The sequence below is a fragment of the Streptomyces rubradiris genome (assembly GCF_016860525.1).
Lineage (GTDB): Bacteria > Actinomycetota > Actinomycetes > Streptomycetales > Streptomycetaceae > Streptomyces > Streptomyces rubradiris.
In genome coordinates, this window is sequence record NZ_BNEA01000018.1 from 60,388 (window position 1) to 74,343 (window position 13,956).

Annotated in this window: 11 protein-coding genes; 7 read left to right on the forward strand and 4 right to left on the reverse strand. The window is 70.6% G+C overall.

What is annotated here, in order from left to right; translation table 11 throughout:
• The first annotated feature begins 11 nt into the window (after positions 1 to 11).
• On the forward strand, positions 12 to 947 hold the full coding sequence (locus tag Srubr_RS39530; RefSeq protein WP_189998004.1) for an NAD-dependent epimerase/dehydratase family protein: 936 nt from the start codon (positions 12 to 14) through the stop codon (positions 945 to 947).
• On the opposite strand, the gene Srubr_RS39535 is transcribed toward Srubr_RS39530, so the two are convergent.
• Entirely contained in the window at positions 880 to 2,538 is a 1,659-nt protein-coding gene (locus Srubr_RS39535) for an FAD-dependent monooxygenase (RefSeq protein WP_189998003.1), read from the reverse strand. The genes Srubr_RS39530 and Srubr_RS39535 overlap by 68 nt on opposite strands.
• Before the next feature lie 218 nt (positions 2,539 to 2,756).
• On the opposite strand from Srubr_RS39535, the gene Srubr_RS39540 reads away from it, so the two are divergent.
• The 5 genes from Srubr_RS39540 to Srubr_RS39560 all read left to right on the forward strand — a co-directional run bounded on the left by Srubr_RS39540 (position 2,757) and on the right by Srubr_RS39560 (position 9,082).
• Complete coding sequence (locus Srubr_RS39540) at positions 2,757 to 4,037, forward strand: alpha/beta fold hydrolase domain-containing protein (protein ID WP_189998002.1); 1,281 nt, start codon at positions 2,757 to 2,759, stop codon at positions 4,035 to 4,037.
• A gap of 48 nt (positions 4,038 to 4,085) precedes the next feature.
• The gene (locus Srubr_RS39545) at positions 4,086 to 4,478 is read left to right on the forward strand and encodes a PPOX class F420-dependent oxidoreductase (protein ID WP_189998001.1); all 393 of its coding nucleotides are present in this window, start codon (positions 4,086 to 4,088) and stop codon (positions 4,476 to 4,478) included.
• Between the two features lie 5 nt (positions 4,479 to 4,483).
• Complete coding sequence (locus Srubr_RS39550) at positions 4,484 to 5,491, forward strand: acyl-CoA thioesterase (RefSeq protein WP_189998000.1); 1,008 nt, start codon at positions 4,484 to 4,486, stop codon at positions 5,489 to 5,491.
• Between the two features lie 1,120 nt (positions 5,492 to 6,611).
• Positions 6,612 to 7,877 carry a ParA family protein gene (locus Srubr_RS39555; protein ID WP_189997999.1) on the forward strand — a complete coding sequence of 422 codons (1,266 nt, stop codon included), beginning with the start codon at positions 6,612 to 6,614 and terminating at the stop codon, positions 7,875 to 7,877.
• Positions 7,874 to 9,082, forward strand: coding sequence for a ParB/RepB/Spo0J family partition protein (locus Srubr_RS39560; protein WP_189997998.1), 1,209 nt, complete (start codon positions 7,874 to 7,876; stop codon positions 9,080 to 9,082). Before Srubr_RS39555 ends, Srubr_RS39560 begins: the two co-directional genes overlap by 4 nt.
• Before the next feature lie 136 nt (positions 9,083 to 9,218).
• Here the strand turns inward: Srubr_RS39560 and Srubr_RS39565 are convergent, their stop codons facing one another.
• On the reverse strand, positions 9,219 to 9,506 hold the full coding sequence (locus tag Srubr_RS39565; RefSeq protein WP_189997997.1) for a hypothetical protein: 288 nt from the start codon (positions 9,504 to 9,506) through the stop codon (positions 9,219 to 9,221).
• 1,049 nt (positions 9,507 to 10,555) lie between these two features.
• Between Srubr_RS39565 and Srubr_RS39570 the strand changes: the two genes are divergently transcribed.
• Positions 10,556 to 11,353, forward strand: coding sequence for a hypothetical protein (locus tag Srubr_RS39570; protein ID WP_189997996.1), 798 nt, complete (start codon positions 10,556 to 10,558; stop codon positions 11,351 to 11,353).
• A 358-nt stretch (positions 11,354 to 11,711) separates the two neighbouring features.
• Here the strand turns inward: Srubr_RS39570 and Srubr_RS39575 are convergent, their stop codons facing one another.
• On the reverse strand, positions 11,712 to 12,023 hold the full coding sequence (locus tag Srubr_RS39575) for a replication initiation protein, RepL2 (RefSeq protein WP_189998043.1): 312 nt from the start codon (positions 12,021 to 12,023) through the stop codon (positions 11,712 to 11,714).
• A complete protein-coding gene (locus Srubr_RS39580; protein ID WP_189997995.1) occupies positions 12,023 to 12,475 on the reverse strand; it encodes a MarR family transcriptional regulator in 453 nt (150 codons plus the stop codon). The genes Srubr_RS39575 and Srubr_RS39580 overlap by 1 nt, the downstream gene beginning before the upstream one ends.
• Between the last annotated feature and the right edge of the window lie 1,481 nt (positions 12,476 to 13,956).

Genomic DNA, 13,956 nt, shown 5'->3' on the forward strand with positions numbered 1-13,956 from the left:
GGAGTCGGCACATGCCCACCGTGGTCATCACCGGCGCCGGCGGTTTCATCGGCCGCCATGTCGTCCGCGAGGCCGAACGCCGGGGCCTGGAGCTGCGGCTGACGGCCCATCACCGCCAGGTGCGCGCGAGCGCGCCGGGCACGACGGTCGTCCCCGCGGACCTGACCGATCCCGGCTCGCTGCACGGCCTGTGCGACGGCGCCGACGCGCTCCTGCACTGCGCCTCGCAGATCGGCGGTACCGACGCGCTGTGCGAGGCGGTCAACGCCCGCGGCACGGCCGCGCTCGTGGCCGAGGCCCGCCGGGCCGGAGTCGCCCGCATCGTCCACCTCAGCACGGCCGCCGTCTACGGGCGGGGCACCTTCCGCCGGGCCCGGCCGCAGGACCTGGGCCGCGCGCCGGTCTCGGCCACCTCGCGGACCCGGGCGGCCGGCGAGGACGCCGTGCTGGCGGCGGGCGGCACGGTGATCCGCCCGCACCTTGTCTACGGCGAGGGCGACACCCGGGTGGTGCCCGCGCTGGCCCGGATGCTGCGCACCCTGCCCGGCACGGTGGAGGGCTGGCCCGCACGGGTGTCCGCGGTCACCGCCGAGGATCTCGCCCGGGCCCTCGTCGCCCTCGCCCTGGCACCCGGCGAACGGCTCACCGCGCCGGTCTACCACGCCTGTCACCCCGAACCCGTGCCCTGGCACGCACTCCTGCGGGCGGTCGCCGATGTCGCGTCCGTCCCCCCGCCGGAGCGGGACCTGACCCTCGACGAGGCGTACGACCGGTTGCGGGCGAAGGGGGGCTCCCCGCACGACCTGGACATGGTGATCACCGACCACTGGTTCGACGGCGCCCCGCTGTGGGCCGACCTCGACTGCGCACCGGGGGCCTTCAGCGAGCGCTTCCCCCGGTACGAGAGCTGGTACCGGCGGATGCTGGTCCCCACAGCGGTCCTTTAGCCCGGCGGGCGGTGTCCGCGTACTCCCGCCCCGGGCGCACCACCCGGTCGACGACTCCGTCCGGCCGGATCAGCACGGCGACCGGGCCGGGCACCCCGACGTGCCGGTGGGCCTGCCCGGACGGGTCCACGACCAGCCGCACCTGGTCGTGGACCGCCGCCCGCACCGACTCCGCCGCGGCCGGGCCGGGCACCGTCAGCACCCGCAGGCACCCCGGGGCGTCCGCGGGGGACGGCTGCGCCGACGCCCCCGTCGTGTCGAGCAGCCCGGCCACCGCTCGGTCCCGGCCTGCCGAGGAGCCGTCGGAGGCGAGGACGAGCAGCACCGGGCGTCCCGCTTCGAGGAGATCGTGGACGTGGACGAGCGGAAGTCCACCGAGCGGTGCGTCGGGGACCCGCCGCCCCGGCACCAGACGGCCGACCGGCGCGTCGTGGCCCGGATGCGTGTGGTGCAGGCGGGCCATGCGGGGCGGCAGCAACCGGTTGAGCAGTCCGGTGCGCTGACCGATGGCGAGGGCCGCGTCCCGGGCCTGCCCCCGCCACCCGGTAAGCATCCACATCCGGGTCTGCCGGTGGGCGTCGCCCACCACTTCCGCCGCGACCTGCCGCCGTTCGCGCTCCCAGCGGTCGAGTTCCCGCTCCACCGCGTCCGCGTCGGGCAGGGCAAGCCGCCAGCCGAGCGCGTGCGCGTCCTCCACCGCGGTATTGAGTCCCTGGCCACCCGCCGGGCTGTGGATGTGTGCCGCGTCGCCCGCCAGCAGGACACGGCCGGCCTGGAACCGGTCGGCCTGGCGGGCGTGCACCCGGAAGACGCCGGTGCGCGCCGCCGCGTCCATCCGCACCGGCACCGGGCTGCGCTCCTGCGCCGCCCGCCGCAGCACGGCGAGCGGATCGGCCGACCCGTCGTAGGAGCCGACACCCCCGAACACCCGGTACTGCCCGTCCGGCAGGCCCACCACGACCAGCACACCGCGGTCCGTCATGAAGTAGTGGGCCTCGTCGTGCGCGAGAGTGGTGTCACAGGCGCCGTCGGCGAGCAGGAACGTCTGCGGGTACGTCAGCCCGTGGAAGCCGATCCCCGCCAGGCTCCGTACGGTGCTGTGCGCCCCGTCGCAGCCGACGACCCAGGGCACCTCGGCCTGCTCCGGGCCGCGGGGCCCGTCGAGCCCGACCCGCACCCGCTCGGCCGACGCCTGAAGCGACCTCAGCGTCACACCGAACTCCACCTCGCCGCCCAGCCGTCGCAGCTCGGCCCGCAGCACGGCCTCGGTCTGCTGCTGGGGCAGCGACAACGGCGTGCCGTACCGGGAACCCGCGAGGGTGCGGAAGTCGATCCGCGCGACCCGCCTGCCCCCCGAGTAGTAGTTGGCGGCCGGAAGCGCGAGACCGCGCTCGGTGATCCCCTCCGCCACGCCCAGCCGGCGGAAGACCTCCAGGGTCCTCGGCCACAGGACGATCGCCTTGGAGTGCGGATGCGGGCGGTCCTCCCGGTCCACGATGCGCACCGGGACGCCTCGGCGCAGCAGCTCTATACCCAGCGTCAGCCCCGTGGGACCGGCACCCACCACCAGGATTTCCGGTGAATTCCGCACATCGTCTCCGTAATCTCGCAGGGGTCAGCACGCGGAGAAAAACTATGCGCGGACTACGCTCGTGACAAGGGTCCGGGAATGCGTTCCGCGGAAAAACCGGAAATCGCCCGGGATTTCAATTCAGCTTTTATTTGCCTTTCATGCGGCGCTGCGACGCTGCCGAGGTGCAGCACGACAGCACATCCCGTGCAACGACCGCGCCGAAAGCAGGAGAGCCCGTGACGATCACCGACGTGCCGCCCGCGGCCGCGACCACCCCCGACGGTGTCCCGGAGGTGTACGAACCGCTCGCCGGTGGGCGGGGCTCCCGCCTGCTGCGGATCGGTACGCCGAGCGCGCCGCGGGTACTGCTGCTGGTGCCGCCGCGTGGCTACGGGGCGAACGTGTTCCTGCACGTGGCCAGGGACCTCGTACAGGCCGTGCCGGGCCTGCAGGTGTGGGCCTTCGACCGTCGCCAGCAGCAGCTGTCGGACCTCTCCGGCTTCGCCGGCGATCCGGCCTCGGCCCGCGACTACTACCTCGGCGGCCACCACCGCAGGGCCGACCCCGCCCCCGTGGACGCGGCCGGCTGGGGCCTGGCGGGGCTGCTGGAGGACCTCGCCCTGGCCGTGGCCGAGGCCCGGGCCGGCGGACGGCAGGTCGTCCTCGGCGGGCACTCCCTCGGCGGGCTGACCGCCCTGGCTTACGCGGCCTGGGATTTCGCGGGCCGCCCCGGCGCCGCCGGCCTGGCCGGCCTGATGCTGGTCGACGGGGGCCCGTACGACGCGTACGAGGGAGCGGGCATCCCCACCGGCGTCACCCTCGACCAGGCGCGCACGGCCCTCGCGGGCATCGAGGCCGGCGCGGTGTTCGAGCCCGGCATGAGCGCGGCCCTCGGACTCGGTGCGGCCCCCGAGGCCGGCGCCGTCTGGTGGCAGCTCGCCGCTCGGTACGCCCTCGCGCACCCGCACGACCCGGCGGCCCTCGCCGACGCGCTGCCCGCCCCCTTCGCCATCGGCCGGCCGCTGACCAACGCCGGCCTGTTCGGGTTGCTGATCGACACTCTCACTCCGCAGCTCGGCCACGCCGTGCAGTCCGGGCGGCTCACCGACGGCGGCGACTGGCTCGACACCGGCCCCAGCCCGCTGGCCCGCGTCGCCGAGGTCTACGCCGGCGACGAGCTCAGGTCGGCCCGCGAGTGGTACTCCCCCGCCCGCGCCATGCTCGACTATCACGCGGTCATCGGCTTCCGGAATTCCGAGACGGCACGGTTCCTGGGCCTCAGGCTGACGCACACGGCCGAGCTGGACATCCCCCTCTACGTGTTCCAGTCGAATTTTGCGAAGGGCACCGTGGGCCGGGCCGCACAGCGACTCGCGGCCGACACGAAAATTCCGCACCTGAGTCTGCACTCGGATTTCTCGATGCTGCACCAGGACGTTCTGCTGGCGGTACCGGAAAGGAATTCCTTCCTGCACACCGCCGTCCCGTTCCTGGAAGCCGTGACCACTCGGGCCTGACGGCCCGCCCAGCGCGCACCCGATTCCGACCGACCCTGGAGGCCTGCGTTGTCCATTCTTCCCGGCGACCGTCTCGACCTGCTCGAACGCCCCCTGTTCGTGCATCTGGCGACCCTACGGCCGGACGGCACACCCCAGTCCAACCCGATGTGGGCCCGCTGGGACGGTGAGCTGCTGTGGTTCACCAGCACGACCGGGCGGCGGAAGTACCGGAACATCGCCGCCGACCCGCGGGTCGCCGTCTCGGTCAACGACCCCGATCAGCCCTACCGCTACCTGGAGGTGCGCGGAGTCGTCGAACGCGTCGACCCGGATCCGGAGTGCAGGCTGTTCACAGCCCTGGCCGAGCGCTACGGCCGCGAGCTGAACGGGGCGCTGCCCGGCGACGCCCCGGACCGGATCGCGATCGGCGTCCGCCCGCTCCACGCCAGCTGGCAGTGATGCAGATGACGACGACACTTCCCCTCGCGGACGCGCCCGCCCGGCTGCTGACCGACTCGCTGGTCCTCGACGCGACGGCCCCGGACACCTTCCGCTCGCGCCGCAGCGTCCCGGCAGGTGTGTCCGCGGTGTTCGGTGGCCAGATCGTCGCCCAGGCGCTGAGCGCCGCCGCCCGCACCGTGCCGCAGGGCCGCGAACCGCACTCGTTGCACGGCTACTTCCTCTTCCGCGGCGACCCCGCCCAGCCGATCACCTACCGCGTGGAGCGGCTGAGAGACGGCCACTCCTTCAGCAGCCGGCGGGTGGTGGCGGTGCAGACCGGCGGTCGTGCGCAACAGGAGATCTTCCATCTGACGGCCTCCTTCAAGAGGACCTCGCGGCCGGGCGAGGACCACCAGATCGGCATGCCGCCGGCGCCGTCCCCGCACCGCCTGCCGCACGCGGTCGACGAGCCCCCGGCCCAGGTGCATCCCGGGGTCATCCGGCTGCTGTCCGACCTGCGCGACGTCATCGACGTGCGCTACGTCCACGGTCCCGCGGGTGCCCCCGCCGGTGTGCGGGCGGACACGTCCGGCACCGTCACTCGCGTCTGGTTCCGGGTCCGCGGGCTGCCGCCGGGAACGGACTCCGCCGACCCCGCGCTGCACCACTGCCTCCTCGCCTATCTCTCGGACCTGACCCTGCTGGACTCCGCATCCCCGCACCATCGCACGGGCCGGCCCAACGAGGGCAACGGGATCGCGGTCAGTCTCGACCACGCCATGTGGTTCCACCGTCCCTTGAGCGCGGACGAGTGGCTGCTGTACGAGCAGCGCAGTCCGACCTCCGCCGATGGCCGGGCCCTGGTCCACGCCAGGATCTACACGGCCGACGGCACGCTGGCGGCAACGGTCGTCCAGGAAGGAGTCATCCGCCCCGGCCGCACCCCAGGTCTCCCCCACCCCTCCGACGCGCTCCCGGAGCCCGACATCGACCCCTTCTCCTGGACCGTGGCCAAACCGGAGACGGACTGAACCGGCACCGCGGAATGCCGGACCCTGGGCGAGACAGAGCGACAAGGAGAGCGCACGTCAACGCCGACAGGCAGTCCAGCCGTCGAGTCCGTGCCCGGTCCGACAGCCTCGCGGCGCCAAGATCGCCGGCCTGGCGTCGGACCGGGCCGGCGGCGTGACGGGGAGCGGCCGGCCACCGGCAGGCCCACAACGTCCTCACCGCCTCAACCACGCCTGACTGGCGTATGACCAGACCGAGACCGGGAAGGCCGGGCTCCGGCGTTCAACCCGATGTGCAGACCCTTCAGACCACGCGGCATGTCCTCGCGGGACACTGTTCCAGCAGCTGCCTGGCTTCCGGCCGTGACCGGCCGCAGCCGTAGCAAGCCGCTGTGGGAGCCGGGCCTGATCCCGACTCCCGGCGTACTTCTCGAATGGCGCGACAGCCAGCACCTCGCCGGCTGGCAGGACCGCCCATGCGTGCTGTGCGGCCAGCCCACGCCGAGGTGCTCGCACTACGGAGAGCCCGTCCACAAGGCGTGCGCGGAGAACGGGATCACCGCGAAGCCGATTGAGGGCCGCCTCGGCCGGTTCGCCTCCGCCCTCCAGCCCGCACGCCTCCAGGCGTCCGCCGCCGCGATCCCCACCCCGGCACCGGCGGGATCGGCGTCAGCTTCGACCTGGCCCACTCCCCCGCCGACACGGACACCCCGACACCCGGCACGCCGGACACCGGGTACGCCTGCACCACCGCAGACCCGTGCATCGCCGACGTGCTGCTGTGCGAGATCCGCACCGGTGGCCCCCTGCGCACCCCGGCACCGTCGACCAGCCCGACGACCCACCGTTCCCTTTCACTTCACCGTCGACACGCACGGCGTCTTCCAACGGCACCCGCACCCGGTCCCACGGCTGCGGCTGCGGCTGCTCGGCGGACCCGCCCTATGGCTGACCCGCACGGCAAACGCCGCGGCCTTCACCCACCGCTTCGCCGTGCCGTAGTACACGTCGTACACCTCGTACACGTCTATTACGGCGTAATAGCTCGCGGCGCGGTCGCGGCGTCGTATCGTGATGCGCCGAGAGGGTTAACTAACGTGTCGACGTGATGGAGGATCAAGAACGTTAGTAAGGTGTCGCCATGACTTCGTCAGCCACCTCCAGCGACCGTGAAAAGGTCGTGTCCAAGCTGCCGGAAGGACTCCGGCACACCCTGAAGATCAGAGCCGCCCAGTACGGCGTCGAGATGCAGGCCGCCGTCGAACAGGGCATCCGCGACTGGTGCAGCCTGGCCTCCGCCACCGCGACCGTCGACACGTCGGGCGCCGAGTCGTTCTCCACTTTCCTTCCGCTCGGACAGTGGGAGGAGTTCCGCGAGATCGCCGCGGATCGCCGTGTGTCCCTCATTCAGGGACTGGCCCAGTCCGTGCAACTGTGGCTCGACGCCAACCCCGCACCCGACGTCAAACGCCCTGAGATCACCCGCCGCATCATCGTCTGCAACCAGAAGGGCGGCGTCGGCAAGACGGCGATCACTGCCGGCCTCGGTGAAGCCCTCGCCGAGGACACCAACAAGCTGCACGCCGTACGCGTCGCGAAGGCGCTGACCAAGGCCCTGCGTGCGAGCGAAGCCCCCTCCGGTGAAGAACCGGCCAACGACGATCCGCTGGAAGTCGAGAACCTGCCCGGCCTCGGACTCCGCGTCCTCCTGGTCGACTTCGATCCGCAGTGCCACCTCACCAACCAGCTCGGCGCGGCTCCCCTGCCCATGAACGGTGACAGCCTCACCAACCACATGGCAGGCGACCCCAAGGGAGACCTCCGCGACCTCATCGTCTCCATCGAGGACGAGACCTTCGGAGGACGGCTTCATCTCCTGCCCGCCTGCAACGACGCCTTCCTGCTCGACGTCCGCCTCTCCGCCGTACGAGCCCGAGAAGCAGCCCTGGAGCGCGCGCTGGCCCCGCTTGAGGCCGACTACGACGTCATCCTCGTCGACTGCCCGCCCAGCCTCGGCCTGAGCATGGATGCCGCCGCCTACTACGGCCGCCGCCGCGACGGCGAGAAGCCCGGTCAGTCGGGCGCCCTCATCGTCGTCCAGGCCGAGGACAGCTCCGCCGACGCCTACGAACTGCTCACCACGCAGATCGACGACCTGCGTAACGACCTCCAGGTCGACATCGACTACCTCGGCATCGTCGTCAACCTCTACGACTCCCGCCGCGGCTTCATCGCCACGTCCTCGCTCCAAGGGTGGGTCGACATAAAGGATCCGCGGGTCGTCGGGCTCATCGGCGACCTCAAAGAACAGAAAGAAGCAGTCCGTATGAAGCGGCCCCTGCTGGCCTACGCACCCAAGTCACAGCAGGCGATCGGCATGCGCGCACTGGCCCGGGAGATCGCATGAGCAAGGCCGACCAGCTGGGAGCCGGCCGCTTCGGCGGGGGAGTACGTCCCATCAGCGCACGTCGCCAGGCTGTCGCCGCCGCCACCGGTGTGCCCACCGACGCCGTGCCCCCACCCACCGAACTCGCTCCCCACCGCATCAGCCTGAACCCCGACAACCCCCGCTCCAGCCTCGGTGATCTCACCGATCTCGCGGGCAGTCTCAAGACTCACGGTCAGAAGCAGGCGATCACGGTCATGAACCGTGACGCCTACCTCAGGGCCAACCCGGAGCGCGAAGCCGACCTCGAACCCGACACCACCCATGTGGTCATCGACGGCAGTAGCCGCCTCGCCGCCGCCCGCGAGGCACAGCTCCCCACCGTCAAGGTCATGGTCAGCGACGACCAGGGCACCAACTCCGAAGAGCTCCTCGAATCCGCCCTCGTCGCCAACATCCACCGCCAGGATCTCGGCGAGCTGGACGAGGCCAGAGCCCTCCAGCGCCTCCTGGCCATCCATGGCAGCCAGACCGCGCTGGCCAAGCGTCTCCACCGGTCCCAGGGCTGGGTGTCACAGCGCCTGGCACTCCTCAAACTCACTCCGGAACTACAGGCCAAGATCGGCGATGAGCCCATCGACCTGCTCCGAGCGGTCGCCAGCAAGCCCCCCGCGCAGCAGCAGGAAGCCCTGGACGAGCTCAAGGCCGCACGGGCCCGCGAGGAAGAGGAGAAGCGCAGCCACGCGAAGGCGCGCCGAGGCGACACCCACCCGGTCACACACCGGGACGGCGCAAGCGAGGACAAAGAACCGCGTGGCCCCGCGGTGCCCCTTCCTGCCGAACCGGCCGGCGACTCCGCACCGAGCCGACCGGACGGCTATTACGGCGTAATAGGAGACGACGAAGCCGACGCGCCCTCCCCGGCAGCCCCTTCGGCGGTGGCAGCCGATGGGCCGGCCCAGCACCAGCCCGTGCCCGAACAACGGGCAGATCCCTCCCCCTCGGCCGACTCACAGGAGCGCACCGAGCATCGCTCGCAGCCACGCAGAGTGCCGTACGACGAACCCGGCACCCTCGCCATGCTCCTGGACCGGAACATCGACAACGACGACACCTTCTTCGGCCTCCTCCGGATCCTGGGCACGAAGGGACTGCAACGCGATCCCCACCGCCTCGGTGAACTGGCACGCTCCTTCGCTGAGCAAGCCGCCGTCCAGGCCGACTGAGGCAGACGGCATCAACGGAAGGGCCGCCTCTTGGGGCGGCCCTTCCGTCATGTCCGGCGGGTAACGGTCCAGCAGACGCAGCGCTGTGCCGACGGGCGGAAGATGAACAGGCCGCGGGACGCTACCGCGGCGCGCCTCAGCCGATGAACCGCACGTCCGGGTGGAGCGGCGAGGGACCGTCCGGCAGCGGCGGGTGGCGGCCGCGCAGATGCTGATCGAAGAAGACGGTGAGGCAGGCGCGGAGGCTCGCGGTGAACCGTACCGGGTCGACGGTGCCGGTCATCCGGACCAGCAGCCCCTGCGGCAGTGCGAGCCGCTCGGCGAGACCGGGCAGGACGGTCCGGTAGTCGGTGAGTAGGGCGCCCGGGGCCCGTCGTCCGCGGTGGTGTGCTCGGCCGGGTACCAGACGCTCACCCTCGGACATGGTCCGGTAGGGCGGGGGAGTTCGCCGGCTCAGCACACGAGACAGCTTCCACCGAGCCGACCGGGCACCTATTACGGCGTAATAAGAACCGGGCCGTCCCACCCGACACTGTTGTGCCTACCGGCGCCGTAAGCGGGTCTCCGGCGACGACGACCCGCCTCGGGATCAGGGAGGGGGACCGGGGGCCGGAGCAGGTGTGCCGACCTGTGCGCAGCGGTATGCGTGCCCGGTCTATTACGCCGTAATAGACGACGCGCCTGGTCGCCGACCCCAGCACCGGCATGCCCGTCGGCCGGGGGACCGCCGTCGGCCGGATTCTGCTGCGCTTGGCCACGGCGAGAACCGCACAACACCCGCTCCGGCCGCAGACCGCGCCGAACCCGGACGCCGACGTCCGGGCCCGATCTCCGACGCCTTCACGAAGCCGATCCGCCCCTGCGTGGCTCATCCACACCGAGGGCGCTACCACCATCGTCACAGGGCCGGCTGGTCTCTGCCCGGCTCCGGCTGCACGGCCGGATCGACGTCGAACGGCGCCCCGGGTACGGCCAGTCGGCGCGGTGACGCAAGGAAGCTGGACGGTCCGGGATCTCGCCGCGCACGTCCTGGGCGACTTCTACGGGCGTCTCGATCGGTGAACTCCGGTCGGAGCACATGATCAGACGAAGGCCGCTCAAGCGACCGGCGAACACCCAGCTGAGCGCCTAGTTCAAGACCTATTTCGACCTCAGGCCCTCAGGGAGGAAGCGGAGTTACCGCAGCCACATGTCCAGGGCCCAGCGTCCGAGCTCCCTCACCGCACCCGACACGACCCACCTGGCGGTGGTCTTCAGCGCTTCGTGCCACCAGGCCCGGTCACGCCACTTCGCTGGGAATTTCTTCATCGTCTGCCCCTTCTCGGACCCCGGCTCCGCTGGCCGGACCGAGCACCACTGATCCCCTTCGGCCTGGGGTTCAGCGATCCCCAGGCCCGCCGAAGGGGACGTCGACGCAGGCCACACCTGGTGGAATGGGGGTTCAGCGGAGGTTCAGACTGAACGGGGGGGCGCATGAACGACCGGCCCGCGGCCGAGCAGCTGGTGCGCGCACTGAAGGAGCTCAAGCAGAAGGCCGGCTGCCCGTCGTACGCCGCGATCGCGGCATGGGGTCAGCAGCAGATCCCCGCCGTCAACTTGGGCAAGAGCAAACTCAGCGCGTGGTTCAACGGCATCAGCGTGCCCACCTCCGGCCGGCCCTTCACCGTACTCGTCGAGCTGCTCGAGGCCCGTGCCCAGCAAAAATCTGGCACTCCCAAGCGCGGCCTTCCCGCATGGCAGGCGATGCGGAAAGCAGCGGACAATGAGCAGCGCCGCGCCGGCTTCGGCAGCTCTGCTCCCTCAAGCGACGTACGCATCGGGGAGACGGACCCGGTCGTGAGGCTGGTCACCCAGGCCGGGGAGTTCATGCGGGAAGCAGACAGGGTGTTCGATGCCGTCGCACGATACGAACTTTCCCCGCGTCGTGCCTACCCGACGAAGACAGTGACGACGGCAGATGGCTGGTCCTTCGATGTTCCGGTCGGGCCCGTACCTGCCGATCCCAAGGATGTGGAGGCGCTGGCCGAGGTCGACCGCGCATTGGTCGGAGTTCGGGCGGACGCAGAACGCACAGCAACGCTGATGCCTGGCCTGGAAAGTCATGTGCGCCGTGTGCTGGCCGCATGCACCGATGTGCGGAGGTCCTGCGTGAGGATCGACCATGACGATGACGGCCGACCAGACAGCTCCTACCCGAAGGATCTGCTGAATCTCAGGGAAGCACTGAACGAGGTCAAGGCAGTGGCGGCCGCACTACGGCGTAGCGCCTGAGCGGCATCACGGTCCAGGGCAGGGTCTCGGCCCTGCGGCCGTCGCGGGGTCTCGCCTCGTACTGAAACCTTGAAGAACCAGCTGAGCCCCAGCCGGGTGACAGGTACTCGGTCGGTCATGGAACGAGGGGGCGCGTGGTGGGCGTGGCTCAGAGCCGGGTCGTCCCGGCGTCGCCCTTCGTGGCCAGGGGCTCGCCGTCCGGGTGGACGCGTGGTGAGGGGCGCATCCAGCCTCTGTCCTGGCCGTTGGCCGCCCCCCTTCGGGGCGCGGGCGCCACACATTGCTGTGAAGTCAAGGAAGACGTCCTGGAAACCGCACCTCATTGACGTCACGTACATGAGGTGCGGTCTTCAGAGCGTCATGTGGCACGGCGGAGCGGGATGACGACGTTCTCGCCCATGCGCTTGGGGTCGAGCCGGTAGTACCTGATGTGGCCGATCCTCTCGGTCTCCTCCAGCCAGCCGGCCTCGATGACCTGCTTGCGCGTGCGGGAGAAGACGGGTGCGGCCATACCGACCAGCTTGGCCAGGTTGGCGGCCGTCTCGAGTACGGCACCGGACCGATCGGTGGGATGCAGGGCGTACAGCATGACGACGAGCCGCTGGTTAGCGGTCATGCCGACTGTCTTCTCGAGCAGTTCGAGGTTCTTCTGCTTGTCATCACTGCTGATCACTGGGCCTCCCACCGCGCAGGGATGTTCTCGTCAAATCCGGGGATGTCCGGCGGGTTGCACGTCTTCACAGCTTCACGCTGCTCAAGCCCCGTTCCATGAAACGCGATGTAAGGGCTGATTCGGTAGAAGTTGTAGTTACCGACGCGCCCTCGGACAATCAGGATGCGGTGCTTCGCCAGCTTCCTGTTGATCTTCCCGACCGCGTCAGTGGACATCCCCACGCGCTTGGCGATGTCCGCGCCGGTCGCTCGTAGCGGCTCCATGCCCTCCGGGGACACTCCGATCCACCACAGAACGAGGAACTTCTGGCTGGGCGTGAACGCCCTGGATTCGGTGATCGCCTCGACACGCGCCTTGTCGACCTGAGTGTGTCTGCCGGAGAAGGCGTACGGCGCATAGGGGATCGGCTCGCCTGTGTCGGCGTCGACCAGCCTGCGTACTGCTCCCAATGAGCCCTCCGAGCAAGGGGGGTAACTACCGGTTCATGAAGGACGGCGGCGAAGCCGACCAGATGAACTTAACGTACATGAGCGGGAAGTCAATCAGCTCCGCCTATGAGCCGTGTCGCCTGCCTCCCCGCTCAGACCCTTCTCCCTCGCGAACGCCCCCTCCCCGCCCTTACTCATGTACGTCACGTCAATTTGCCACGGTTGTAGGAACTGGGTACCCAGTTCCTACAACCGTGGTGGCAGTTCCCTCGACCGCTGTGGCGGTTCCCAGGATCGTGGTCCGCTGTTCCTCGAACCGGGTCCGGGTCCACAAGATCTGGGCACTCGGTTCCCACGATCGCCCTCCACGATCGCCGGAACTGCCTGCCAGTTCCGGCGATCGTGGTCGGTGCATATGTTTTCGCAGGTCAGAGGCCCTTTGAGGACCGCGCTCTCTTCCCTTACAAGCGACCCGCCGTCTCGGTACCCCGACCACGATCCGCCGCCTTGGACCCGCACTGCCATCAGGTGCTGAAAGCCTCGATGCCCGACCCGGGAACCGGCCCACGGACGACCGGCCCGGCCCGGCTCACTCCCGCCCGAACGGTCCGCGACGAAAGGGGCTCGCTTCAGGCGGTGACGCGGCAGCGAGGTCCCGGATCTTCACTAAGGCAACGCAGTCGTTTCAACCCGACCTTGTGCCACCTTCCCGCCTGTCCGACCCGCACCACCGAAAGCCCGCCACGCCGATGCGGTGCGCCGACGGATCAGGCGCGCGTATGCCACAGCAACCCCGTCCCGGTCTCGGCCACGCCTTCTGTCTTGTGGGCCCCGACGGACCCTGTCGACGCCCACGGCGGACAACCACCCCGGCGGGGCACCGCAAGCCCGCCAGGGCTGAGGAGCAACCGACCCGGCGCGCGCCCACGCCGAAGAGCCCGAAACGCCGTCACCGGGGGAGCCAGCAGCCAGCTGGTGTCTTTCGAAGACGGGTCAGCGACTCTGGCCGGGTGATGAGGCGTGCGAGACAGCTCGGTGCGGGGACGCATGGCTGGACACCATGGGGTCGGCTGGCCTATCGCCATGACGGCCGGGGAGGTCTGACCCACGTCCAGAACGGGACCGGACGGCATGACCGGTCCCGGCCGCTGTCACCTGCCGTTCAGCCGCCCCACAATGGCGCGCGAGCGGGATGGCTGGCTGGCCTCGGATATGTCTGGCCGACAGGGGAGTGGCCCTCGTACTGCGGTTGCGTCCGCGGCCCCGAGGACCGGGGTGCGGCCTGCGGGCCTCGTCCGGTGGCGGCGGCGGTCGCGCAGCAGGTCCGCCAAGGAGGGGGAGGGGGTGGACCGTTCACCGGCGAACGCCACCCCGGCCACCGGGCCCCGCCGGGCGGCCGGGCACGCGAGCGTGGTGGAGTCCGGCCCCGTCGGTCCGGCCGACCGGCCGTCGACGCGGGCAGTGACTCCTGCGGGGGCCCTTCCCTGACTCCTGCGGGGGCC